This is a genomic window from Aliarcobacter vitoriensis (assembly GCF_003316695.1).
Taxonomy (GTDB): Bacteria; Campylobacterota; Campylobacteria; order Campylobacterales; family Arcobacteraceae; genus Aliarcobacter; species Aliarcobacter vitoriensis.
This window is the reverse complement of record NZ_PDKB01000001.1, coordinates 1-26,290: the sequence shown is the minus strand read 5'-3', so window position 1 is coordinate 26,290 and position 26,290 is coordinate 1. Positions and strand designations below refer to the sequence as shown.

General features: G+C 28.2%; 25 protein-coding genes. 13 read left to right on the top strand and 12 right to left on the bottom strand.

Going from position 1 to position 26,290, the window contains the following annotated elements:
• Positions 1–2: 2 nt before the first annotated feature.
• Positions 3–257, bottom strand: a complete 255-nt coding sequence (locus CRU91_RS00120; protein ID WP_113892173.1) for a helix-turn-helix domain-containing protein — start codon at positions 255–257, stop codon at positions 3–5.
• Positions 258–354: 97 nt separating this feature from the next.
• Between CRU91_RS00120 and CRU91_RS00115 the strand changes: the two genes are divergently transcribed.
• Positions 355–678 (top strand): hypothetical protein, encoded by a 324-nt coding sequence (locus CRU91_RS00115; protein ID WP_235826912.1) that lies wholly within the window; start codon positions 355–357, stop codon positions 676–678.
• Here CRU91_RS00115 and CRU91_RS00110 read toward each other — a convergent pair.
• The gene (locus tag CRU91_RS00110; RefSeq protein ID WP_113892171.1) at positions 667–1,866 is read right to left on the bottom strand and encodes a multidrug effflux MFS transporter; all 1,200 of its coding nucleotides are present in this window, start codon (positions 1,864–1,866) and stop codon (positions 667–669) included. The two genes, CRU91_RS00115 and CRU91_RS00110, sit on opposite strands and share 12 nt — an antisense overlap.
• Before the next feature lie 63 nt (positions 1,867–1,929).
• Positions 1,930–2,469, bottom strand: a complete 540-nt coding sequence (locus tag CRU91_RS00105; RefSeq protein WP_113892169.1) for a TetR/AcrR family transcriptional regulator — start codon at positions 2,467–2,469, stop codon at positions 1,930–1,932.
• 107 nt (positions 2,470–2,576) lie between these two features.
• Here CRU91_RS00105 and CRU91_RS00100 point away from each other — a divergent pair, with 107 nt between their 5' ends.
• Genes CRU91_RS00100 through CRU91_RS00090 form a run of 3 tightly spaced genes read left to right on the top strand, consistent with a single transcriptional unit; the run spans position 2,577 to position 8,231 of the window.
• A complete protein-coding gene (locus tag CRU91_RS00100) occupies positions 2,577–3,716 on the top strand; it encodes an efflux RND transporter periplasmic adaptor subunit (protein ID WP_113892167.1) in 1,140 nt (379 codons plus the stop codon).
• On the top strand, positions 3,713–6,850 hold the full coding sequence (locus tag CRU91_RS00095; RefSeq protein WP_113892165.1) for an efflux RND transporter permease subunit: 3,138 nt from the start codon (positions 3,713–3,715) through the stop codon (positions 6,848–6,850). The genes CRU91_RS00100 and CRU91_RS00095 overlap by 4 nt, the downstream gene beginning before the upstream one ends.
• Positions 6,843–8,231, top strand: coding sequence for an efflux transporter outer membrane subunit (locus CRU91_RS00090; RefSeq protein ID WP_113892164.1), 1,389 nt, complete (start codon positions 6,843–6,845; stop codon positions 8,229–8,231). The genes CRU91_RS00095 and CRU91_RS00090 overlap by 8 nt, the downstream gene beginning before the upstream one ends.
• Before the next feature lie 11 nt (positions 8,232–8,242).
• Here CRU91_RS00090 and nfo read toward each other — a convergent pair whose 3' ends face one another.
• Positions 8,243–9,085 carry a deoxyribonuclease IV gene (nfo, locus tag CRU91_RS00085; protein ID WP_113892162.1) on the bottom strand — a complete coding sequence of 281 codons (843 nt, stop codon included), beginning with the start codon at positions 9,083–9,085 and terminating at the stop codon, positions 8,243–8,245.
• Between the two features lie 137 nt (positions 9,086–9,222).
• On the opposite strand from nfo, the gene CRU91_RS00080 reads away from it, so the two are divergent.
• On the top strand, positions 9,223–10,422 hold the full coding sequence (locus tag CRU91_RS00080) for an NAD(P)/FAD-dependent oxidoreductase (protein WP_113892160.1): 1,200 nt from the start codon (positions 9,223–9,225) through the stop codon (positions 10,420–10,422).
• Positions 10,423–10,439: 17 nt separating this feature from the next.
• Here CRU91_RS00080 and CRU91_RS00075 read toward each other — a convergent pair whose 3' ends face one another.
• Complete coding sequence (locus CRU91_RS00075; protein WP_235826911.1) at positions 10,440–10,628, bottom strand: hypothetical protein; 189 nt, start codon at positions 10,626–10,628, stop codon at positions 10,440–10,442.
• 267 nt (positions 10,629–10,895) lie between these two features.
• Here CRU91_RS00075 and CRU91_RS00070 point away from each other — a divergent pair, with 267 nt between their 5' ends.
• From CRU91_RS00070 to mreC, 7 genes are read left to right on the top strand one after another with little or no spacing between them, the layout of a single operon-like run.
• Positions 10,896–11,969 (top strand): epoxyqueuosine reductase QueH, encoded by a 1,074-nt coding sequence (locus CRU91_RS00070; RefSeq protein WP_113892156.1) that lies wholly within the window; start codon positions 10,896–10,898, stop codon positions 11,967–11,969.
• A complete protein-coding gene (lpxB, locus tag CRU91_RS00065; RefSeq protein ID WP_113892154.1) occupies positions 11,966–13,009 on the top strand; it encodes a lipid-A-disaccharide synthase in 1,044 nt (347 codons plus the stop codon). The genes CRU91_RS00070 and lpxB overlap by 4 nt, the downstream gene beginning before the upstream one ends.
• A gap of 55 nt (positions 13,010–13,064) precedes the next feature.
• Entirely contained in the window at positions 13,065–13,508 is a 444-nt protein-coding gene (fabZ, locus tag CRU91_RS00060; RefSeq protein ID WP_113892152.1) for a 3-hydroxyacyl-ACP dehydratase FabZ, read from the top strand.
• A gap of 12 nt (positions 13,509–13,520) precedes the next feature.
• A complete protein-coding gene (gene lpxA, locus CRU91_RS00055) occupies positions 13,521–14,318 on the top strand; it encodes an acyl-ACP--UDP-N-acetylglucosamine O-acyltransferase (RefSeq protein WP_113892150.1) in 798 nt (265 codons plus the stop codon).
• On the top strand, positions 14,315–15,538 hold the full coding sequence (gene clpX, locus CRU91_RS00050; protein WP_113892148.1) for an ATP-dependent Clp protease ATP-binding subunit ClpX: 1,224 nt from the start codon (positions 14,315–14,317) through the stop codon (positions 15,536–15,538). Before lpxA ends, clpX begins: the two co-directional genes overlap by 4 nt.
• 5 nt (positions 15,539–15,543) lie before the next feature.
• The gene (locus CRU91_RS00045; RefSeq protein WP_113892146.1) at positions 15,544–16,584 is read left to right on the top strand and encodes a rod shape-determining protein; all 1,041 of its coding nucleotides are present in this window, start codon (positions 15,544–15,546) and stop codon (positions 16,582–16,584) included.
• A 6-nt stretch (positions 16,585–16,590) separates the two neighbouring features.
• Complete coding sequence (gene mreC / locus CRU91_RS00040; RefSeq protein ID WP_113892144.1) at positions 16,591–17,406, top strand: rod shape-determining protein MreC; 816 nt, start codon at positions 16,591–16,593, stop codon at positions 17,404–17,406.
• On the opposite strand, the gene ribE is transcribed toward mreC, so the two are convergent.
• Together ribE and CRU91_RS00030 are read right to left on the bottom strand one after the other, a co-directional pair.
• Positions 17,396–18,004 (bottom strand): riboflavin synthase, encoded by a 609-nt coding sequence (gene ribE, locus CRU91_RS00035; protein WP_113892142.1) that lies wholly within the window; start codon positions 18,002–18,004, stop codon positions 17,396–17,398. The two genes, mreC and ribE, sit on opposite strands and share 11 nt — an antisense overlap.
• A complete protein-coding gene (locus CRU91_RS00030) occupies positions 18,005–18,973 on the bottom strand; it encodes an arsenic resistance protein (protein ID WP_113892140.1) in 969 nt (322 codons plus the stop codon).
• Between the two features lie 143 nt (positions 18,974–19,116).
• On the opposite strand from CRU91_RS00030, the gene mnmG reads away from it, so the two are divergent.
• Positions 19,117–20,985, top strand: coding sequence for a tRNA uridine-5-carboxymethylaminomethyl(34) synthesis enzyme MnmG (gene mnmG / locus CRU91_RS00025; protein WP_113892138.1), 1,869 nt, complete (start codon positions 19,117–19,119; stop codon positions 20,983–20,985).
• Positions 20,986–21,001: 16 nt separating this feature from the next.
• On the opposite strand, the gene CRU91_RS00020 is transcribed toward mnmG, so the two are convergent.
• From CRU91_RS00020 to CRU91_RS12165, 5 genes are all read right to left on the bottom strand, one after another.
• Positions 21,002–21,757: an AMIN domain-containing protein gene (locus CRU91_RS00020; protein WP_113892136.1), complete on the bottom strand. Its 756-nt coding sequence runs from the start codon at positions 21,755–21,757 to the stop codon at positions 21,002–21,004.
• Complete coding sequence (locus CRU91_RS00015; RefSeq protein ID WP_113892134.1) at positions 21,754–22,002, bottom strand: FtsB family cell division protein; 249 nt, start codon at positions 22,000–22,002, stop codon at positions 21,754–21,756. Before CRU91_RS00015 ends, CRU91_RS00020 begins: the two co-directional genes overlap by 4 nt.
• The gene (gene eno / locus CRU91_RS00010) at positions 22,002–23,279 is read right to left on the bottom strand and encodes a phosphopyruvate hydratase (RefSeq protein WP_113892132.1); all 1,278 of its coding nucleotides are present in this window, start codon (positions 23,277–23,279) and stop codon (positions 22,002–22,004) included. Before eno ends, CRU91_RS00015 begins: the two co-directional genes overlap by 1 nt.
• 142 nt (positions 23,280–23,421) lie before the next feature.
• Entirely contained in the window at positions 23,422–25,383 is a 1,962-nt protein-coding gene (locus CRU91_RS00005) for a TonB-dependent siderophore receptor (protein ID WP_268876308.1), read from the bottom strand.
• Between the two features lie 187 nt (positions 25,384–25,570).
• Positions 25,571–25,777 carry a hypothetical protein gene (locus CRU91_RS12165; RefSeq protein WP_222718355.1) on the bottom strand — a complete coding sequence of 69 codons (207 nt, stop codon included), beginning with the start codon at positions 25,775–25,777 and terminating at the stop codon, positions 25,571–25,573.
• Between the last annotated feature and the right edge of the window lie 513 nt (positions 25,778–26,290).

Here is a 26,290-nt window from a genome sequence, read left to right as displayed (position 1 = left end):
TTCTATGCTTCAAAAAAGTTTTTAATATCTATATTCAAAACTTTAGAGATTTTTGCCAAATGTTTTATATTAAAATGGTGGTTATTTTTTCTAAGTTCAGCACGACCTAAATATGCTCCACCACTCATTCCTATCTCTAAAGCTAGTTGCATTTGGGTTAAGCCTTTTTCTTCTCTATATTTTTTTACATTTAATGAAACAATATCCAAAATTTTTTCACTATAACTTTCTAAATCAATTTCTAATTCATTTTGCAAAACTTTTTCCTAACGATATATATATCTAAGTTTTAAATAATATAGTTTTTGTTAATATTTAAACAACGATATATATATCGTCTACAAAGAGGATTTTATGCATAAAAAATTAGGCTTAGAAAATTGTGTTTCTAGTGATTTTTTGGATTACACAAATTTAGATAGTGTTGTAAATTCTAAAATAGATAAAAAAATTGAGATTTATTTTGAAATTTTTGAAATATTGATTTTATCAAACAATATTAAAACTGCTCAAGAGATTTTAGAGATACTTAAAAGTTTAGTAGATTATCATTATATACAAAAAGATATTTTTAATGATTTTTTAAGAAGTGGAGAATTCTTGAAATATATCAAAAAACATCTACCATATTCACAAATTGATATCGTAGATGTTGAAAAATATATTTTACTTGATTAATTGTTTTTTATTTTTAAAAACTATGTAAGTAAATAAAAATGATAAAATACCTAAAATAAGTATAATTCCTAACCAATAAAGTGTTGATATCTCTACTAAATACCCCGCAATCAAAGTTACACTAGCAGGTAATAAAAGTTGCAATGAACCTAATAGTGCAGCAGTTGCTCCAACAGACTTCTTTTGAGAAGACATAGCCATAGAAAATAGACTTGCTTCACAAAGTCCTAAACCAAAAAATGAGATAAAAAACCCTGCAACTATTCCATCAAAACCAATAAAAGATATATTTGCACTAGTAAAACTAATAATTGAACCAAAAACTAAAATAGTTGCTCCACTAATTGATAGTTGCTTCATATTAAATATTTTTAATAGTTTAGTAGAAATTAATGCTCCAAATAGTAATGCACTTCCTGTTGCTCCAAATACTAAGCCAAAGGTTTTTGAATCAAGTTTATATATCTCTTGATAAGCAAAACTTGCTCCTGCAATATATGCAAACACAAACATATACATTAAACAAGCAGCAATAGCTGGTGTCAAAAAATCTCTATCTCTTATAATATTAAAATAAATAATAAAAATATTTTTAAAATTTATTGTAACTCTTTTTTGCTCTTTTAAAGTCTCTTGTAATGTAAATTGCGATGCTAATGCCAAAATAATTGATAGTATAAAAAGTATATAAAAAACTGTTTTCCATCCAAACTCTTGGTCTATATAACCACCTAATGTTGGTGCTAAAATAGGAGTTGTAGCTCCAATAGTAATTAATATTGCAAAAATATTTGCTGCAACTCTACCTTTTGATACATCTCTAACCATACTTATCACACAAACATATATTAAAGCTACACTTAATCCTTGAATAACTCTAAAAAATAAAAATGCTTCTATATTTATTGCAAAAGTCATAAGGATTGAACATAAAGAGTAAAGAACAATTCCAAAAATTAAAGGTATTTTTCTTCCAAAATAGTCAATAATTGGACCAAAAAAGAGTTGCCCAATACCCATTGCAAAGAGAAAAAATGTAAGTGAAAGCTGAACTTTTGAATAAGATGTTTCAAAATATGTTGCAATATGTGGCATAGAAGCTAAATAAAAATCAACAGCCATATAACAAAGAACTTCAACAAAAGCAATGGTCATAATAAATTTAAAAGTAATTAATCTTTTTTTCATAAAATTCTTTCAAAATATATTTCAATACAACTGTATTGAGATTGAAAGTGTATCAAAAAAAACTTAAAGTAAAAATTTCTTTAAATCTTCAAAAATCTCTTTTTGTTCTTTATCTGATAATTTTATATATTTAAAAGATAACAAAGCAAATAGTGCTTCTGAAAGTAAAAAGGCTAACCTTAATTTTTTACCTTCATCATTTGATGTATCAATAGAATCTAAAGAAGTAGTATAGCAATCTTGAAACTCTTTTAAAATAATTTCATCTTGTAAAAGCATAGTTACCATTCTTGACATTTTGCTGAATTCTTCAGTGCTATTGCAATTTGCTATATAATTAATATGAGCTTTTAATTTGGCATATTTTGAATTATCATTTTTTGATAAAATTTCTATTTGTTGGTTATAATCATCTTCATTTTTATGTGCAACTGCTTTTATCATTCCTTCTTTATTTCCAAAGGCATATTGAACTCCACCTATTGAAATATTTGCCTTAGAAGCAACTTTTCTAATACTTAAACCTGAAATTCCTTCATCTAATATAATATCTTCAATAACACTTATTAAGTGGTTTTTATCTATTTTATTTTTTGTGCTCAATTTATAACTCCTATTCAAGTGCATATTATTTAATTAAAATTTAATATTTCTTTAAATACTATTTCAAAAATATTAAATACATACGTATGTATTATAAAGGTTAAATAATGTATTTTTACTTAAAAAAATTAATTTTTTTACTATTTCTTACTTTTTTTTCTGGATGTAGTGGTGAAAAATCAACTGATTATTCATCAGAAAATCAAGCAATTGAAGTCGGATATATAACATTGAATAAACAAGAAGTTCCTTTACAACAAGAGTTGTCAGGACGAATAAAATCTATTTATAAATCAGAAGTAAGACCACAAATTGATGGAATTATTAAAAAACAACTTTTTAAAGAGGGAAGTTTTGTAAAACAAGGAGAAGTTTTATATGTAATTGATCCAGATTCCTACCAAGCTAGTTATGAAGAAGCCTTAGCAACCCTAAAAAGTTCAGAAGCAAATTTAATAACACTAAAACTAAAAAATGAAAGATATGAAGAATCTGTAAAATTTAATGTAATATCAAAACAAGATGCTGATGATGCAAAAGCTGCATATCTACAAGCAATTGCTTTGGTTGAACAAAATAAAGCTTTGGTAAAAAGTGCTAAGATTAATTTGGATAGAACAAAAATAAAAGCACAAATTTCTGGATTTATTGGAATATCTAACTATACTGTTGGAGCATTAGTTTCACAAAATCAAGAAAATGTTTTAACTACAATAAGAGATACAAGTAAAGTTTATGTTGATTTAAGTCAGTCAAATAATCAATTATTTAAATTAAAGAAATCAAATCAAAATAATATAGAACAAGATGAGATAAATGTAAATATCATATTACCAGATAATACAATATACAAACATAGTGGAACACTAAAACTTCAAGAAATATCAGTTGATGAAGATACAGGATATGTAACTTTAAGAGCAGAATTTCCAAATCCAGATGGTGAATTATTAGATAATATGTTTGTAAATACAATAATAAAAAATGGTAATATTAATGCTTTTTTAGTTCCTCAACAAGCCGTTACATTAGATGCAAAATCAAATTATATAGTTACTGTTATTCAAGATGATAATAGTATTAAAACAAAGATAATAACTGTAGAAAGAGCAATAGGAAATAAATGGCTTGTAACTAATGGTGTTTTAGAAACAGATAAGATTATAATTGAAGGTTTAAGTAAAATAAACGATAAAAGTATCGTAATACCAAAAGATATTAATAGTTTAAAAGAAGATGTAAAATGATAGCTAGATTTTTCATCCATCATCCAATTTTTGCTTGGGTTATTTCTTTAATTATAATGTTAGCAGGGATACTTTCAATAAAAAATTTAGGAATAGAACAGTATCCAGATATTGCTCCTCCAACTATTGAAATAAGAGCTACATATTCAGGAGCTTCTCCTAAAGCTATAGAAAATAGTATTACTCAGGTTATAGAGCAAGAATTAACTGGATTAGATGGTTTATTATATTTCTCTTCAACAAGTGGTTCAGGCTCTTCAACAATAAGTGTTGTATTTGAAAAAGGCATAGATCCAGATATAGCTCAAGTTCAAGTGAACAATAAAGTACAACAAATCTTGCCAAGACTTCCTGAAGATGTTAGAAAAGAAGGGGTAAGTGTTGTAAAAGCTCAAAATGACTATTTGATGATATTTTCTATTCATGATGAATCAGGAAAATCTAGTGAAAATGATATATCAGATTATTTGATTAGTAATATAAAAGATGGATTAGCAAGAGTTGATGGTGTTGGAGGAGTTGAACTTTTTGGTACTGAATATGCTATGAGAATTTGGCTAGACCCTAAAAAACTAAAATCATACAATTTGATGCCATCTGATATAAACAAAGAAATTATGATACAAAATACGCAAGCATCTGGAGGAAGTATTGGTGCAAGACCTCAATTAAAAAATCAAGAGTTAAATGCTGATGTTGTGTCAAGAACAAAATTAGAAAATGTAAGAGAGTTTGAAGATATTGTAATAAAGAGCGATCTTAATGGAGCAAATGTACTTTTATCAGATGTTGCAAAAGTTGAATTAGGAAGCCAAGATTATTCGTTTATATCAAAGGTAAATGGTTTTCAAGCAAGTGGAGTAGGAATTAAATTATCATCAGGATCAAATGCAGTAGAAACAGCAAAAAAAGTTAAAGAGTATATATCTTCATTTGAAAATAATTTACCAAATGGTTACATAATCTCTTACCCTTATGATACAACTATTTTTATTGAAGCATCTATAAAGGAGGTTGTAAAAACACTTTTTGAAGCTATAGTTTTAGTTGTTATTGTGATGTTTGTTTTTTTAAATAGTTGGAGGGCAACTATAATTCCTGCTGTTGCTGTACCAGTTGTATTACTTGGAACATTTGCTATTTTAAACTTCTTAGGATTTACAATAAACTCTTTAACAATGTTTGCTATGGTTTTATCAATTGGTTTATTAGTTGATGATGCTATTGTTGTAGTTGAAAATGTTGAAAGAAATATGAGAGAAAAAAATCTGGGTGCAAAAGAAGCTACTATTATTGCAATGAGTGAAATAACAAGTGCTCTAATCGGAGTTGCAACTGTTCTTTCAGTTGTATTTTTACCAATGATATTTTTTAATGGCTCAACAGGAATAATATATAAACAGTTTGCTGTTACAATTATCTCTTCAATGGTTTTATCAGTTGTTGTAGCAATCACTTTATCTCCTGCAATTTGTGCAACATTTTTAAAACCACATAACCCAAATGCAAAAGATAGTGGTCCAATAGTATGGTTTAACAAAAAATTTGATAATTTAACTAGAAAATATAAAATGAGTATTTTTAATTTTGTAAATAAACCCTTAAAATGGATGACTGCTTATGTTGCAATAGTAGCTGTAACAATTTTATTATTTTTAAAATTACCAACAGGATTTGTACCATCAGAAGATCAAGGGGATTTAATGCTTCAATTTATGCTACCTATTGGAGCTAGTGCAACACGTTCAGAAGATGTTGAAAAAATAATAAGAGATTATTTCTTAATAGAAGAAAAGGCAAGTGTTAATTCTATTTTTACTATTGTTGGATTTACATTTGCAGGGAATGGACAAAATAGTGGTTTAGGTTTTGTTGAATTAAAAAATTGGAGTCAAAGAAGTGGTAAAGAAAACAAAGCAGATGAAATTGCCCAAAGGGCAATGATAGCTTTTTCTGAAAATGACTCAAAATATTTTATAAGAGATGCAGAAGTTTATGTAATGAATCCATCTTCTATTCCAGGACTTGGAAACTCAGAAGGTTTTGAATTTCAGTTACAAGCTGGAGCAAAAATGTCAAGAGAAGAACTTCTTGAAGCAAAAAATTCTTTATTAGAAACAGTAAAATCAAATGAATTAATCGTTGGAGCAAGAGTTGAAGGTACAGAAGAAACTCATCAATTAAAACTCAATTATGATAAAAAGAAAATATATTCTTTAGGTTTATCTTATGAAGATATTGACAATACTTTAAGTTCTGCTTGGGCTGGAAACTATGTAAATGATTTTATTGATAAATCAAGAGTAAAAAGAGTTTATATCCAAGCTGATGCACAATATAGAGCAAAACCAGAAGATTTATATCAATGGAATGTTAGAAATAAAGATAATAAAATGGTCTCTTTTGAAGAGTTCACTAATATATCTTGGGAGCCAACTGAAAAATCATTAACAAGATACAATGGTTTGGCTTCTTATTTATTTCAAGGACAAGCTAATTATGGAGTGAGTTCAGGAGTTGCAATGGACGAAATGGAGAGATTAGCAAAAGCTAATAATTCAGATACTAATTATGCTTGGAGTGGACTATCTTATCAAGAAAAATTATCAGGTGGACAAGCAATTTATTTATATATTTTATCTTTGATAGTGATTTTCTTATGTTTAGCTGCTTTATATGAAAGTTGGAGTATCCCTTTTTCTGTTTTATTAGCTGTTCCATTAGGAATTATTGGTGCAGTTATATCAGTTTATTTTAGAGATTTAAATAATGACGTATATTTCCAAGTTGCACTTTTAACAACTATTGGGCTTGTAGCAAAAAATGCAATTTTAATCATAGAATTTGTTGAAAATGCATATAAAAATGGAAAACCACTTATAAAATCAGCAATAGAAGGTGCTAGCTTAAGATTTAGACCAATTATTATGACTTCATTGGCTTTTATTGCAGGAATTATACCTTTAGCAATTTCAAGTGGGGCTGGAGCGAATAGTAGAATTTCAATTGGTACAGGAATTATTGGTGGAACTTTAACAGGTACAATTTTAGCAATATTTTATGTTCCTTTGATGTTTATTTTAATCAAAAAAATATTTGCAAAGAAAAAGCAAAAAGGTGTAAAAAATGTTTAAATTTTTATTTATTTTAATAAATCTTTTTATATTTACTGGTTGTAGTTTGAAGCCAGATATAGAATATAATGATTCAATAATACCAACAGAGTTTAAAAATAGTACAGATAAAAATAGCAATTTAGAGTATATTCAACCAAATTGGCAAGATTTTGTGAAAAATGATAAGCTAAAAAAGTTAATTAAATTGGCTCTTGAAAACAATAGAGATTTAAAAATAGCTATTTTAAATATTGAGTCAGCAAGAGCTACTTATAGAATAGAAAAAGCAAAATATTTTCCATCTATTGAGGCAAAAGCCAGTAATACAAATGCAAGAGATGTTACTTCAAATAACAATACAGAAATCTCTCGTACATATTCAGCAAAATTTGGAGCTTCTTATGAACTTGATTTATTTGGCAAAACTAGAAGTTTAAATGACTCTGCACTACAAAGTTATTTAGCTACAAAATATGCAGCAACATCAACAAAAATTAGTTTAATATCAGAAGTAATTAATGTTTGGAATACTCTTTCTTCAAATATCGAACATTTAAAACTATTGCAAAACAGTATTGATAATTTAAAAGTAGCTTCTGAATTAACTCAAAAAAAGTTTGATATGGGAATTATTTTAATTGATGATGTTTTTAGTTCACAAACAAGTCTAAAAGAAGCCGAAGTTAATTTATTAAATCAGCTAACAATGATTGAAAAAAATAAAAATGCTTTAGAGTTATTAGTATCAACAAGCATTCCAAATAATTTATTACCAACTGGGTTTAAAGATACTGAAAATAGTTTGATGTTAATACAATCTGGACTTTCATCAGAAGTTCTTTTTTCTCGTCCTGATATTATTGAAGCAGAATATAATTTAAAAGCAAAAAACGCAAATATAGGTGTTGCAAGAGCTGCATTTTTTCCTTCAATTACTTTAACAGCAGATTACGGTCTTGCTAGTACTTCATTAAGTTCTTTATTTAATGGAAATGCTCAAACAGTATGGTCTTTTATACCAAGTATAAATTTACCAATATTTAAAGGCGGAGAAAATAAAGCAAATTTAGATTATGCAAATGCTCAACAAAAAATAGCTCTTGCTCAATATGAGAAAACTATACAATCAGCATTTAAAGATGTATCTGATGCTTTAATTGAAAGAGCAAATATAAGTAAACAATTAAATGCTCAAGAAGATTTAGTAAACACTGCACAAAAAAATTATGAAGTAGCTTTAAATTCGTATAAATATGGATTAGGAACTTATTTAAATGTTTTAGTTGCACAAAAAACATTATTTGACACACAAAGAGTTTTAGTAGATACAAAATTAATTGAGCTAATAAATAGAGTAAGTTTATATACCTCTTTAGGAGGAAATGAGAAAATAGATTAGATCTATTTTCCTTATTTAACAAAACTATATAAAGTTTCTATCTCCTGTGTCCAAATATTTTCATCAATAGTTTCTAAAATAAGTGGAATATCGTCCATTCTGTCATCATTCATCAAAAATTTAAAACTATCCCAACCAATTTGCCCAGCTCCTAAGCTATCATGTCTATCAACTTTTGCTCCAAGAGGTGGTTTTGAATCATTTATATGCATACCACTTAGGTACTCAAATCCAACAATTTTTCCAAATTCATCCCATGTTTTATCATAAGCTTCTTTAGTTCTTATATCATAACCAGCAGTAAACATATGACAGGTATCAATACATACTCCAACTCGGCTTTTATCTTCAATTTTATCAATAATATAAGCCAAATGTTCAAATTTATATCCAAGATTACTTCCTTGACCTGCTGTGTTTTCAAGTACCAGTTTTACACCACTTGTTTGATCCAAAACTATATTCATAGACTCTGAAATATTATCTAAGCACTCTTCTTCGCTTATCTGTCTTAAATGACTTCCTGGATGAAAATTTAGTCTATCTAAATCCAAAATTTCACATCTTTGAACTTCATCTATAAAACTTTGTAAAGATTTTTCTCTAGCTTCACTATCAGGATGTCCTAAATTTATCAAATAACTATCATGAGGTAAAATATGTTTTGTTTCAATTTTACTCTTTTCTAGTTCTTTAAACCACAAATCTATTGTTTTATTATCAAGTGCTTTCGCATTCCATTGTCTTTGATTTTTTGTAAAGAGAGAAAATGCTTTTGCACCGATTTTTGTTGCATTTATTGGAGCATTAAAAACTCCACCACTTGCACTTACATGAGCACCTATATATTTCATTTTAAAATCCTATTATTTCTAAAAGTAACATTTATAAACACTCTCAATTTTTTTATTGTGTAAATATGTTACTTTTTATCATATCCTAAAAAGGCTAAGTATAGAATTACATATTAAAAATTTTAAAGGTCGCTTTTATGGAAAAAGTCGTTATTATAGGTGGTGGGTATGCAGGTATATATGCATTAAGAGAATTAGTTAAAAATAAAAATATTAAAATTACTTTAATAGACAAACATACTTATCACAATTTACAACCAGAAGTTTATGATTTAATAGCAAATAACTCAACTTTTGCTGATGTTACTATTGATCTTACAACTTTATGCAGAGGATTTGAACACAATCATTTAGATTTCAAAAATTTAAAAGTTAGAAAAATAGATAGAGAAAATAAAAAAATTTATACTGAAGAACAAGAAATAGTCGAGTTTGATTATTTAATTATAGCAGCTGGAACAAGAACTTTCTTTCCACCTACTATTTCAGGGCTTGATAATGCAGATGATATTAAAAAACTTCACAGAGCTATTAGTTTTAAACAAAGATTTGAAAAACAACTATTTGAAAAAATAAGAGATGAATTAAAACAGTGTGCAGATACACATATAGTTGTTGTTGGTGCTGGTCTTTCAGGAGTTGAAATAGCTGCTGAAATGGCTTACTATTCAATCAAGTTTTTCAAAAGAGGAAATTTTTCTTGCGATAACTTAAAAATCTCTATTATTAGTAGTTCATCTTCTATTTTACCTGGTCTAAAACAAGATTTAATCAACATTTCTCAAAAAAGATTGAAAGATTTGGGAATAAATGTCATTACAAATACAAAGCTTCAATCAATTGAAGATAATTATTGTACATTAACAAATGGAACAAAAATCCAACACTCTTTTGTAGTATTTACTGGAGGAATCGAAGCTTCAACTATTTCAGCAGAAATTGATGTTGCAAGAAATTCTAAAGGGCAAATTATTGTAAATGAATATATGCAAACCAATAAATATGAAAATATTTTTGCAGCTGGAGATGTAGCAGAAATTAGAGACAACAAAGGCGAACTTATGCCACCAAGCGTTACAATAGCAAGACATAGTGGAATAAATGCTGGAAAAAATGTATTAAATATGATTAAAGGTAAAGCTTTAGAAAAATGTAATCCCAAGCTGGATGGAATTTTAATCGCTCTGGGTGGTAAATATGCTGCTGGAGATATATACGGTATTCTTACAGTAAAAGGAAGATTAGCCTATGAAATAAAAAAATATGTATTTAGTTCATATAGATCTCCTTTATTGAAGCTTATAAAAAAAGGTTATGCAAAATTAAAAAGACATTAAAGATTAAAGAAAAAACTTTAATCTTTAATAATTTTAATCAAAATAGAGTTTTCATTATCCCTATGAATTATCTCTTTTTTATCTGTATCAAATAACTCTTTTAAGAAATTTTTTGGATATGTTGAACTTAAATTTTCTTTGTTAAAAGTATCTAAATCTTGGCATTTAAATGTACTTTTACATATTTTATCATTATAAATTTTCATATCAAAAATGGCATTTCCAAAACTAAAAACTTGTACTTGGGTATAATCTTTAAATTTATATATAAAACCTTTATCATGAAACTTTATTTGTGGTGTTTTAAAAAGAATTGTTGCACTATTTGAAGATAATTGTGGCTCTTTTTGGCTACAAGCAGTAAATAAAAATAGTGAAATAAGTAGAAATATTAAATTTTTGATAATAAATCCTTTGTTTAAAATTTTTTAACTATAATTGTACCTTATTTTATATTTTAAAGGTTTTTGATTTTGTTAGTTCATATTTGCTGTGCTGTTGATAGCCACTATTTTTTAGAAAAAATACAAGAAGATTATCCAAATGAAAAGTTAGTTGGTTATTTTTATGATCCAAATATTCATCCGTATAGTGAATATCGTCTTAGATATCTGGATGTAGAGTACTCTTGTAAAAAACTTGGCATTCCATTAATTGAAGGTTCATACAATCTTGAAGAGTGGCTAAAAAAAGTAAAAGGTATGGAGCATTTGCCTGAAAAAGGTGATAGATGTACAGTTTGTTATGATGATAGATTGGATGTTAGTGTTCAAAAAGCAATGGAGTTAGGTCACGATAAATTTACAACAAGCTTACTAATATCTCCTAAAAAATCTCAAGAAAAACTAGCAATTATCGGAGAAAACTTAACTAAAAAAACTGGTGTAGAGTTCATATTTAAAGATTATAGAAGTGGTAATGGTGGACAAATTCAAGGTGAAAAAGTAAAAGAAAATAGTCTTTATAGACAAAACTATTGTGGTTGTTTGTTTGGTTTAACTGCACAAAGAGAAGCTCAAAAAAAGATTATGGATGAGATGTTTAATCCAATTTCAAATCAAATATTACCAGAATCAATAGAAGAAAGATTAGAATTATACAAACTAAGAAACAAACTTGAAGATGAAAAAAAAGAGTACAAAATCATAAAAAAAAGATTCTTAAATTATAGACTTCTAAATGCAAAAGTAAGTATTCAAAAAAAGATAATACCTTCATATTTTTTTGCTTATTCAACTTTGAATAAAAAAAGTTCAAATGGAAGAATAGAGTATCAAAAAGATGGAATTTTCTATTTTAATCGTGATGAGATAAAATTTATAAATATTGAAACATTCAATAACTTAGCAAAAACTTCATATAAAAATGTAAAAGAACTTTTATATAATCCTATTGATTTTTATGATGAAATAAACTTACGAAATGAGATTTTAAAAAATCCATATGATTTAAGTTCATTGATAGTTTTAGATGAGATAATAGACGAAAAATATGAAATAGAGATAAATTCTGTAACTTATGAAGATATAAAAGAAGAGATAATATGAAAATTTTAGTAAGTGCTATGGAAACCTCATCAAATGTACATTTAAAAGAGTTAAAAAAATATTTAAGTAATGATATAGAGTTTGTTGGAGTTTTTGATAAAGAGTTAGGAAAACCACTTTATGATTTAACAAATCTTGCAATTATGGGATTTGTTGATGCATTAAAGAAAATAAGGTTTTTCTTTCGCCTTCGTGATGAATTGGTAGAATTAGCAAAGGATTGTGATAAAGTTTTACTTCTTGATAGTTCAGGATTTAATTTACCACTAGCAAAAAAGTTAAGAGAAACTTATCCAAATAAAGAAATTATTTATTATATCCTACCTCAAGCTTGGGCTTGGAAAAAAGGAAGGGTAAAAGTTTTGGAACAAACTTGCTCGAAACTTTGCTCAATTTTACCTTTTGAAAAAGATATTTATAATGACAAAGAAAAAATCACTTACGTAGGACACCCTTTACTTGATGAAATTAAAGAGTTTAAACACGAACTTACAAATTCTGGAAAAATTGTTTTTATGCCTGGAAGTAGAAAAACAGAAATTACAAATCTTATGCCAATTTTTAAAGAACTTATTAAAAAAATTCCAAATAAAGAGTATATTTTAGTAATTCCACCAAAATTTGGTGATGAATATATAAAAAAAACTTATGGTGATGTTTCAAATTTTACTGTTTCAAAAAATGCTCATGAAGCATTATCTCAAGCTGAATATGCTTTTATTTGTAGTGGAACAGCAACACTTGAAGCAGCACTAATAGGAACTCCATTTACACTTTCATATATAGCAAAAAAACTAGATTTTTTTATAGGCAAAACCTTTGTAAAGCTTAATTTTGTCGGTCTTGCAAATATATTCTTTGAAAAAATGGGAAAAGAAAAACTTCATAGTGAATTTTTACAAAGTGATGTTACTGTTGAAAATCTTTTAAGTGATTACAATAGTATGGATAAATATAAATTCTTTGAGAATTCTAAGATTTTAAGGCAGTATTTAAAGAATGGTAGTTCTCAAAATGTAGCTTCAGTTATAGAAAATTAAACTACTTTTAGATAAAATCTTGAACTTTAGTAAATTTAATACTCAGGATTCAATTATGTTTGATATTATACAAATTCAAGAGATTTTACCTCATAGATACCCACTTCTTTTAGTTGATAGAATTACAGATATGGAATTAGCAAAATCAATAAAAGGTTATAAAAATATCTCTATTTCAGAACCAGCTTTTCAAGGACATTTTCCTGGACACCCAATATATCCTGGTGTTTTAATACTTGAAGGTATGGCTCAATGTGGTGGAGTTTTAGCTCTTAAAAGTTCAGGACTTACAGATGAACAAATGAAAAAAAAAGTTATATACTTTATGAGTATTGACAAAGCAAAGTTTAGAAATCCTGTAAAACCAGGGGATAGACTTGATTATGAACTAACAGCAGTTAAAATGAAAAGTACACTAATGGTGCTAGAAGGCAAAGCTTATGTTGATGGAAAATTAACGGCAGAAGCTGAGTTTAAAGCTATGATTGTTGATAAATAATTAGGTCAAAATATGAATAATATTCACAAAACAGCCATCATTGAAGATGGTGCAGTTTTAGGCGAAAATATAACTATTGGAGCTTATACAATTGTTGGTAAAAATGTAAAGATTGGTGATGGAACTATTATAGATTCACATTCACTGATTACAGGAAAAACTACGATAGGAAAAAATAATCATATTTTTTCTCATGCTTCAATAGGTTCTATTCCTCAAGATTTAAAATTTAACAACGAAGATGTAGAGTTGATAATTGGAGATAATAATAAAATAAGAGAATTTACTCTATTTAATCCTGGAACTGCTGGTGGTGGAAGCATAACAAGAATCGGTGATAACAATTTATTTATGGGATATGTTCATGTAGCACACGATTGTATAATAGGAAATAATTGTATTTTTGCAAATGGAGCAACATTAGCAGGACATGTAGAGTGCAATGATTTTGTTGTAGTTGGAGGATTAACTCCAATTCATCAATTTTGTAAATTAGGTACTCAAGTTATGGTTGGAGGAGCAAGTGCTGTTACACAAGATATTCCACCATTTTGTTTAGCAGAAGGAAATAAAGCTGTTTTAAGAGGATTAAATTTAACAGGTCTTAGAAGAAGATTTGAAAATAGAGAAGATATTGATGCTATAAAACATGCATACAGAGAACTTTTTGAGTCTGGTAAACCACTACAAGAAGTAGCACGTGACTTATTTGAGAATTACGAAAATAAATATGTAAAAGAGTTAGCAAGTTTTGTTTTAAACACAAAACGAGGAATTCCATTTAATAGAAAAAGTGAAGATAAAATATGAGTAAAATAGTTTGTGATTTTTGTGGAGCAGCAGATACAAAAATAAATCCAATAATTACTGGAGATAACGCAAGTATTTGTAAAGCTTGTGTAAATGCTGCAAGTGAAATAATGAATGCTGAATTAGAAGGTACAACTTCAACACAAAAAGATTCAGATACAAAAATAGAGATTAAAATAAAAACTCCAGCTGAACTAAAAAAGATTTTAGATGAATATGTTATAGGTCAAGATAGAGCAAAAAAAGTTCTTTCAGTAGCTGTTTACAATCATTATAAAAGAATATTTAGAAAAGATGAAGTAAATGGAGATATTGAATTAAATAAATCAAATGTCCTTTTAATTGGTCCAACAGGAAGTGGGAAAACACTACTTGCTCAAACAATTTCAAAATATCTTGATGTTCCACTTGCAATTGCTGATGCGACGAGTTTAACAGAAGCTGGATATGTTGGAGATGATGTTGAAAATGTTGTAACAAGACTTGTTCAAGCAGCTTCTGGAGATATTGAGAAAGCTCAAAGAGGAATTATTTTTATTGACGAAATAGATAAAATTGCAAGAATGAGTGAAAACAGAAGTATCACAAGAGATGTTTCAGGAGAAGGTGTTCAACAAGCCTTATTAAAAATAGTTGAAGGTGCTGTTGTAAATGTTCCACCAAAAGGTGGAAGAAAACACCCCGGACAAGACTCTTTACAAGTAGATACTACAAATATTTTATTTATTTGTGGTGGAGCTTTTGATGGACTTGAAGATATTATTAGAAGAAAACAAGGTTCAAATGTTTTAGGATTTAATCAAGATAAAAAATCAAAAGATGAGCAAGACAAGATTATATCAAAAGTTGAAACTGATGATTTAGTAAAATATGGTCTTATTCCAGAATTAATTGGAAGATTACATATGGTAGCAACTTTAAATGAAATCACAAAAGAAGATATGGTACATATCTTAACTGAACCTAAAAATGCTCTTATAAAGCAGTACATAAAACTTTTTGAAATGGATAATGTAACTTTGGAATTCGAGAAAGATGCCCTTTTAGAACTTGCTGAACTTGCAATAAAAAGAAAAACTGGAGCAAGAGGACTTAGATCAATACTAGAAGATATTATGCTAGATATTATGTTTGACCTTCCAAAATATAAAAATAAAAAAATTGTTATTACAAAAAATGTTATTCAAAAAAAAGAAGAACCAATAGTAAGTAAAGGATAAATAAAATGATTTTAGATAAATTAATTGGCGTTTTTTCAAACGATATGGCAATAGATTTAGGTACTGCAAATACGATTGTATCGGTAAGAGGAAAAGGTATTATTATAAATGAACCTTCAGTTGTAGCAGTACAAAATGATAGACATGGAAAAGATAAAATTTTAGCAGTTGGGCAAGAAGCAAAAAGAATGCTTGGTAAAACACCTCTTAATATTCAAGCAGTAAGACCAATGCAAGATGGAGTTATTGCAGATTTTGAGATGACTGAAAGAATGATTAGATATTTTATTGAAAAAGCACACTCAAGAAAATCGTTTATTCGTCCAAGAGTAATTATTTGTATCCCTTACGGTATAACTCAAGTTGAAAGAAAAGCTGTTGAAGAGTCTGCTATGAGTGCAGGAGCAAGAGAAGTATTTTTAGTTGAAGAACCAATGGCAGCAGCTATTGGTGCTGGAATTCCAGTATCAGACCCAGAAGGACACGTTATTGTTGATATTGGTGGAGGAACTACTGAAATTGGAGTTACAAGTTTAGGTGGATTAGTTTTATGTAAAAGCGTAAAAGTTGGTGGAGATAAAATCGATAGATCAATTATTGAATATGTAAGACAAAATTATAACTTATTTATAGGTGAGAGAACTGCTGAAACTGTAAAAATAGAAGTTGCCGCTGCAATCAAATTAGACCCTGAATTAAAAATCCAAATAAAAGGAAAAGACCATTCTGGATATTTATCTACTATTGAACTTGGAAGTGAAGGTATAAGAATAGCTATAAAAGAACCTTTAAAAGAGATTGCATCAGCAATTAGAAGTGTTTTAGAAAATATGCCACCAGATTTGGCTGGAGATGTTGTCGATAATGGTATTATCATAACTGGTGGTGGTGCTTTAATTAGAGGATTAGATAAATATCTAATGGAAATTGTAAAAATACCTGTAAAAATAGCAGATGAACCTTTATTATCTGTTGCTTACGGAACAAGTCAAGTTCTTGATGAACCAGGACTTTTAAAAGTTATTGAAGATATGAAAAACTCTTAATTTTAAATGAAGCGAATACTATTTATCTTTTTATTCTTAATTGCTGGATTAGCTTATCTTTTTGAATTAGATAAGTTTCTAGCAAAACATTTTAGTATATTTGCTACAATTAAAACTGCATATATAAACAATTATATATCAGTATCAGAAAGAATAGCAAACCATTTTGAACATGAAAGAATGATAAGAGAGCTTCTAAATGAAAATTTAGAACTCAAAGAATATAAAATTCTTTATAGTGAAGCAAAGGCAAGAATTGAGAATTTTCAAGAATTTATCAATAATGTTGAACTACCTGAAGTTAATTCAAAAATAGAAATAGTAAGAGTTCTATCTTATATAAATTTTGACGATTTTACAAATGTTTGGTTAGATAAAAAACCTGAACAAAATAATAAAATTTTAGGCTTAATATCTGAAAATTATGCTTCTGGAATTTTACTGAATAAACAAGGTAAATCAATTGGTCTTTTAAATGGAAACAAAGATTGTACTTATGCAGTATTTATAGGAAATGAAAAAAGCCCTGGTATTGTAACTGCTGCTGATAGATTAGATGAACTTTTTGTAAAATTTATCCCTGTTTGGGCCGATATAAATATCGGTGATGAAGTTATAACATCTGGAATGGATAATATATTCTTTGAAGGATTAAAAGTTGGAAAAGTAACTCAAATCAAAGAGTTACCAGATATGAAGATTGCAACTATAAAGCCTTATGCAAATCCACTTAAAAAAAGATATTTCTATACCTACAAAAAAATAAATCACCTAGATACAATAGAGCCTTTAGAAGAAAATATCCAAGAATCTAATAACTAGCCATAATTTTATCAACTTCACTCCAAGTTAATTTATCATCTTTTTTAAACATATTATAGATATATCTTGCAAACATATCAGTTTCTATATTTACTTTTGAGCCAACTTTATATCTCTTAAAAAGTGTATTATCAATTGTATGAGGTATAATAGTAAGCCTAAATCCATCTTTTAAAACTTCATTTACTGTTAAAGAAACTCCATCTATTGTTACACTTCCTTTTGGAATAATATATCTTAGAAAATCTTTAGCAATTGTTATAAAAAAATCTGTCGAATTACCATTTTGTACAATTTTTGTAATATTACCAATACAATCAATATGCCCTTGAACTATATGTCCTTCAAATCTATCTCCCATCATCATTGCAGGTTCAATATGAACTTCATTTTTATAATTTTCCATAGCTAAAATCTTTTGAGATTCAGGAGACAACTCAACTGTAAAACTATCTTTTGAAACTTTTACAACAGTTAAACAAGCTCCATTTATAGCTATGGAATCACCTATTTTTGGATTGTATTTTGCTTTTAAAGTTAAAAAATTATTTGAAAAACTCTCAACTTTTGCTAATTCCCTTATAAGTCCAGTAAACACTTAAAAACCTTTTTTATTTATTTTTTTAAAGATAAAAATATAGATTATAGAGCTTATCAACTCTACAAAAGTTTGCATAACAATAACTGCTGGAAGTAGTGGCAAAGCATTTGGTACAGCTAAAGCTAAAGGTAAAATAATCAAAGAATTTCTAGTTGCTGCACTAAATGCTATTGCACTTTTTTCTTTTGTTTCAAACTTGAAAATTTTTCCTACACTAAATCCAATAATAGGTGCAATAATAGCAAAAGCTATATAAATTGGAACTATAAACAATATATCATTTATCACCGAACTTAATTGTGGAACAACACTCAAAATAACAACTAACAAAACAAACGCTGTTGATGGAACGGGAAGAAGATTGAAAATATCTACAATTTTTTCTATAAAAACACTCTTTTTAGAAAATATTTGAAAAAAACCTGCAAGAAGCAATGGGGCTAAAATCAAAAAAATAAAAGCTTCAATAAAAGGAGAAATCTCTACTAAACTTGATGATTCTTCTCCCAAAAATACAGATAAATAAACTGGCAAAAGTAACATCTGAACTATCAATAAAATAGGTGTTGAGGCTAAAAGAAGTTTTGAATCAGCCTTTCCCAAATGTGAAAATGTCACAACATAATCAACGCAAGGAGTTAATAAAACAAATAAAACTCCTAATTTTAGCAAAGGATTATCAGGTAAAAACTGTATAAGTCCAAAAACAAGAAGTGGAATAAGAATAAAATTTGAAAAAAGTAATGCAAAAATAAATCTAATCTTTTTAAATGCTTGAGTCAATTCAGAAATAGGAACTTGTAAAAAAGTCACAAATAACATCAAAGCTAAAGCAGGATTTATCAAACTTTGAAAAGATGATGTATTTGGTACAACAAAAGTGATTAAAATAGCAATTGCGATTATTATAAAGTATATAGCAATTTGATAATTCTCCATAAAATCTTTTAATTTTATAAAATTCATTTAAACTCCATTATAAATTTAAGTTTCGATTATACTTAAAATAGCTTTATTTATAATTTAGATATAATCTTGCAAAAATTTATAAGAAGCTTATTTTAACTAATTTTACAAAATCGAAATAGTCTTTCAAAAAGGAAAAATATATGCAATACGATATTATCGTTGTTGGTGGTGGACATGCTGGAATAGAAGCAGCACTTGCTGGTGCAAGATTAGGTAAAAAAACACTTTTGATAACTATGCTTGTTGAACAAATAGGAGCTGCTAGTTGCAACCCTGCCATTGGAGGTTTAGCAAAAGGGCATCTAGTAAGAGAACTAGATGCTTTGGGTGGAGAAATGGGACTTTGTACAGATGCAACTGGAATACAATTTCGTATTTTAAATGGTTCAAAAGGTGCAGCTGTTCAAGGAAGCCGAGCACAAATTGATATGGATAAATATCGTGCTTATATGAGAGAAGTTTGTCATAACACTCCTAATTTAGATATTTATCAAGATGAAGTATCTGAACTTTTAGTAAAAAATGATGAAGTATTTGGAGTAAAAACAAAACTAACAGAGGAGTTTTTAGCAAAAAAAGTGATTCTTACAACAGGAACTTTTATGCGAGGACTTGTTCATATCGGAGAAAATACTTATTCAGCTGGTCGAGCTTGGGAATTGCCATCTTCTACACTTTCAATTCAGTTAAAAGAGTTAGGATTAAATGTAGGAAGACTAAAAACTGGAACTCCTTCAAGAATAGATGCAAATTCGATAGATTTTTCAGTTATGGATCTACATGGTGGAGATGTAAACCCTGCACCATTTTCATTTAGAACAGATAAAACTAAATTCAAACCAACACAATATCCATGTTATGTAACATATACAAATCTTGGAACACATGATATTATCTCACAAAATTTTCATAGAGCACCTATTTATACTGGACAAATAGAAGGTTTAGGACCTAGATATTGTCCTAGTATTGAAGATAAAGTAAAAAGATTTAGTGAAAGAGATAGACATCAACTATTTTTAGAACCACAAACTTCAATGTGTACAGAATACTATATAAACGGTATGTCAAGCTCTTTGCCTATTGAAGTTCAAAAAAAGATGATTCATTCTGTTCGTGGTTTAGAAAATGCTAGAATTGTAAGATATGGGTATGCTATTGAGTACGATTATGTTGATCCAACAGAGTTAAAACACACACTTGAAACTAAAAAAATCAAAAATCTTTATCATGCAGGACAAATCAACGCTACAACAGGATATGAAGAAGCAGCAGCTCAAGGACTTATGGCAAGTATAAATGCAAGTTTATCAATAGATGAAAAAGAGCCTTTTATTTTACGAAGAGATGAAGCTTATATTGGAGTTTTAATCGATGATTTAGTCACAAAAGGAACTCATGAACCATATAGAATGTTTACTTCAAGAGCTGAATATAGACTACTTTTAAGAGAAGAAAATGCCGATTTAAGACTAAGCCAGTATGGATATGAGTTAGGATTAATCTCTAAAGAGCAACTAGACAAAGTAGAAGAAAAAAGAAAGATTTTAAGTGATGCTGTCGAGCTTATGGCTTCAACTTGGATAACTTCAAAAAAAGAGACTTTAGAACTTCTTGATAGTATTGGGGAAGAAAAAATAAATGATAAAGTTTTATTGATAGATTTGATAGGAAGAAATACTATTGACAATCAGAAATTTAATACTCTTGTGCCAACTTTAGCAAATATTGATGAATACACAAAAGAACAAATTATAATAGAAGCAAAATATTATAGATATATTCAAAAACAACAAAAACAAATAGAAAAAATGAAAAAGATGTTAAAACTAAGAATACCTGATGAATTCTCATATAAAGGACTTCCAGGACTTTCAAATGAAGTTGTAGAGAAGCTAGAAAAACACAGACCACCTACACTTTATAATGCAAGTTTAATATCTGGTATTACTCCAGCTGCACTTGATATTATACATTTAAATTTGAATATGTTTTTAAAACAAAAATAGATAAGAAAATTCTTATCTATTTCAAGCTTATAGTTACAGTCCCACCTGCAACATCAACATTATATTTTGATGGTTTATCTCCAAGTTCAATAGCAACTCGATAGTAGCCACCTTTTTGGTGATTCCCAACAACAATATTTTTAAAGTTTTTAGAATTTATATTTTCTCGTTTTGTAGTAAAAGATACTTTTGCACGATAGTCAAGAGCCAATTTATTTTCTTTATTGATAGTAAATTTTTTAAACATAGTGTGTTCGCTTTTTATTACCAACTTATCATCAGATATCTCAACATTTAGAAAAGGTAAAATATTTTTTGAACCACTTGTCCCACCATCATTTGAAGAAGTAGTAGTTTTTCCATCAGATTCAACATCAGCTCGTGGTTTTACATAAACTATTTGTTCAGGCTCTTTTTTCACATTTGACAACTCTTTTTTTACCAACTCTTTAGTTTTTTGTTCACTTTGTTGTTTTGTTTTTTGAATTAAACTATCAACTTCTTTTTTTGAATAAGTTTTTTCAGCTGGTTTCACAGGTTGTTTTGTTGTTTGAGTAGGTGTTTTTGTAGGAGTTTGTGTAGTAACTTGTTGATTTATTTCTTGTTGAACTTTTTTTATATACTCTGCTTCTTGCATCTCTTCAAGATTCTTAGGTGTTTCGTTTAATTCAAACATTCTACCTGTTTCTTCTTCGTATTTTGCAAAAGGATTATCTCTTGCCTCCAAAAATATCGTCAAAACTACTGTTAGCATAATCAATTTTGTTTTCATTCTTCTGGCTCCAAATTTTTAAGTTCAAAATACTCTTTTTGCAAATAAGCGTTTGTTTTTTGAAGTCTTGCAATCTCATTTTCCAAATAAGCTTTTCTATTTTTCAATGAGTTATAAACTTCTATTGAATTATCTCCAAAAAGAAGATTTACCCAGTGTAAAGCAAAATATATTGTTACCAATAGTGAAAAAATCACTATTAGTATAAATCCGCCAATACCACTTTTCTTTTTTGTTTTTTGCATTATTTTTTAGAAAATGGTTGTTTTCCTAAATATTCAGCATATCCTATCTCTGCACCAATTTCAAGAAGTCTATTATATTTTGCGATTCTATCACTTCTTGCTGTACTTCCCGTTTTTATTTGCCCGCAATTTAAAGCAACTGCAAAATCAGCAATAAAAGCATCTTCACTTTCACCACTTCTATGACTCATAACACAATTATAGTTATTTCTTTGTGCAAGTCTTATTGTTTGCATAGTTTCACTAACACTTCCAATTTGATTTGGTTTGATTAATACTGAATTTGCAATACCTTTTTTGATACCTTCAGCTAAAATAGAAGCATTTGTTACAAATAAATCATCTCCAACTAATTGTACTTTAGAACCCAATTTTTCAGTTAATATTTTCCATCCATCCCAATCATCTTCGCTCAATCCATCTTCAATAGAAACTATTGGATATTTAGCACATAAATCTTCATAATAAGCTACAAGTTCAGCACTTGTCAATTCTCTATTTTCACTTTTTAATACATATTTTCCAGAATCGTTGATTAACTCACTAGCAGCTACATCTAAAGCAATAGAGATTTGTTCACCTGCTTTATATCCAGCTTTAGTAATAGCACTCATAATAACTTGAATTGGCTCTTCATTTGATTTTAAATTTGGTGCAAATCCACCCTCATCACCAACAGCTGTACTCTCACCCATACCATCAATAACTTTTTTAAGATTTTGATATATTTCAGCAACAGCTCTTAATCCATCATTGAAATTTTCAAATCCAGTAGGCATAATCATATACTCTTGAAAATCAACAGAGTTATTTGCATGTTCTCCACCATTGATGATATTAAACATAGGAACAGGCATAGTCATAGCATTTGCCCCACCTAAATATCTGTACAATGGAATATTTAAAGAATTCGCAGCAGCTCTAGCAGTTGCCATAGATACACCTAAAACTGCATTTGCTCCTAGATTTGAGTAATTGTTTGTTCCATCTATCTCTTTCATTATAGCATCAACTTCTGCTTGATTAAAAGGACTTTGTCCTATTAACTCATCAGCAATTTTTGTATTTACATTTTCAACTGCTTTTAAAACACCTTTTCCTAAAAATCTATTATCACCATCTCTTAACTCTAAAGCTTCTCTTTTTCCAGTACTAGCACCACTTGGTACTATCGCACTTCCTTTTGAACCATCACTTAAAATTACTGTTGCTCTTACAGTTGGATTTCCTCTTGAATCCATAACTTCATCAGCATATACATTATCTATAAATACCACTTGGGTCTCCTAATTTATAATATTTTAATAAGATTATAGCTAAAAAAAATTTGTTATTTGCTTTATACTTAATTAAGTTAAAAGATTAGAATATTTTTTTGTAATATATAAAGAGAGAAAAACTCTCTTTATACTATATGTTTTAAAACTTCATCTGAACAGAAGCATAAACACTTCTTCTATCTCCTGTATTCCAAGAACTTGCCCAATATTCTTTATCAAATAAATTATTTACATTCACTCTAAAAGTTAAAGGATAAGGTGTAGCATTTGTAGTATATCTAGCACCTATATTATATAAAATGTAACTATCTATCTTATCTGTTTCAAAATTTGTACCATAAAAACTTCCAGTATAGTTTGCTCCACCGTTTACTGCAAAATTAATACTATCAAATGGAGTATATTCTAAATACAATTTTGCAAATTTATCAGAAACATTAAATGGTGTTTTTCCTTCTAATGCTGGATTACTTTTATTGTCTTTTACACTCGCTTCAAGCAATGTAAATCCACCAAGAGCTGTTAGATTGTCTGTTAGTTTTCCAGTTGCTGTAAACTCAAATCCTTTATATACATTTCTTCCATCTTGTACATACTTTGGTTTTGTTATATCACTTTCATCATAAAACTGAAAAGCTCTATCTATTTGAAACAGTGCAGCAGTTAGAAGTGTATTACCTAAAGTAAGTTTTGCTCCTACTTCTATTTGATTACTCATGATAGGATCCATTTGTTCATTTGCATTTGTTACATCATAACCATTATATGTTTCTCCTGCTATTCCTCCTTGCTCAAGAGCTTCCATATAACTAGTATATAAAGATAGATTTTCAAATGGTTTATATACAAGTGAAACAGATGGAGTTAATTCACTTTTTTCATAGCCACTTACTACATTTTCAAGTGTTACATAACTTGCTCCCAAGATTAAATCGCATTGAGGATTTAATGCTATACTATCACCAATTGTTAGATTTTGGTACTTATTCTGCCAGTGTAACCCTCTTCCTATAACTGTTCTTTTAGGAAGATCTCCTATATATGTTGGAGAATCAAAACTTAATCCAGTTAAAGTTGCTCCATAGCCATTATCTGGACCCATTATATTTCCAGTTGTTTTTCCTTCACTTGTTTGAACTCCAAAAGTTAATTGATGATTTATACTTGCTGTATCAAAATCAAAGTATAAGAAAGCATAAGCTCCCCAGTTTTTAAACTCTTGTCCATTTTCTCTATGATATGCTTCCTTGTCATAAGTCCCATCAGAATTTATCGTTGTCCATACATAACTATTTCCACCTCTATCTTGTTTTTCATACATATAAGCAGCTCTAAAATCTATATTATCATTTATATTCCATAAAAGATTTGTACTATATCTTCTATTTTCTTTTGAATAATATGCCCATTTTTCTCCCCAAAGTTTATTACTATCTATAAGCTTTGCACTTGATCTTTTAGCTCCAGTTCCTATACTCCAACTTGTTTGAGCTCCATTTAGTTTATATTTACTATCAGAAACTGTTGCTTGAAGAAGTAGATTATCTGTTGGTCTATAATCAAGTGCTAGATTTATCATTTGTCTATCATAATCTTGATTTGATACTATTGTATTGTGGTCTTCGCTAACTACATTTAGTCTATAACCAAATTTCCCTTCACTATCTAGTGGTCCACCTGAATCAAGATGTGCATAATACCCACTAGTTCCACCACCATTTCCGATAGTTACACTATGTTGTGCTTTTGAAGTTGGTCGTTTTGGAATATAGTTTATAATTCCACCTACATTATTTGCTCCATATAAAAATCCTGATAAACCAGTAATAGTTTCTATTCTTTCAAACTCTTCAGGATTATTACTCTCAAATGATTCCACCCTTTTCATACCATCAAAAGCAGTACCAGCACTACCACTAACTCCTCTTAATATAATAGGATTCCATGCTGATGCTTCTTTTATAGTATGAGACGAAACTGTTGGATTGATATTGTATATTTGATCTACTGTTGTTGCTTGAATATTTTGGATTAAATCTTCTGTGATTACATTTATTGATACTGGTGTATCTTGAAGAGATTTACCTTTCCAAGGACCTATATCTGAAGTTTCTTCTACAAGGTATCCTGATTCAGCACTTCCATTTTTATAATTAGAACTAGAGACAGAAATTTCATCTAAAACAGTAGTATTACCAAAGTTTTGATATTTTGGTTTTTCTATTATATATATTACACCATCTTCTTGAATAGCTTTTAATTCATTTGGATTTAATATACTATTTAAACTATCTAATACCGTACCCCCCCCCGAAACTCACTTTTTGCGAATCTATACTTTTATCTTTCAAGTTATTAGCTTTTGAAATATATGTTACATTATATTTCTTTACTATATTCTCTACTGCTTCTTGCAAACTTATCTCTTTTGCATTTAACATTGTTCCACTTAACATCATTGATGCTAAAGCTGAAATGAAAATCTTTCTTTTCATCTTAAATCCTTTGTATTAATTTTGAGAATTTGTTTCTCTATATAGTAAGACGATTTAAATGAAAAAAATGGACAATTTTTACAAAAGAATTTTGAAATTTGTTAGTTCGAATTACTTTTTGTAACAATTATTAGTAAAAATTCTGTTTTCAATTTTTTATTGCTCTTAATTATAATTAAAAAAATACTCATAAAATGTAATAAAACTTCTTTAAAAAAAGAGTTAAAAGATGAATTATGTAAATAAATTTAAAAAATAGAAATAGATAAATAGAAAAAAATATAAGGATAAAGTATTTACTAAAATATAAAAGTATTATGAAATAAAAGTTATAGTGAAGAATAAAAGTTTTATTCAATCTTACATAATAAAGCTAATCTATAAAAAAGAAAGCTTAAATATAAATAGTATAAAACATGTAAATAAAGATAAATAGAAAAAAATAAAGAGGATATAAATAAAACTTGAAGAAGGTGTTTAAATATGTTTAATTGTGTTGAGATATAGGAAATA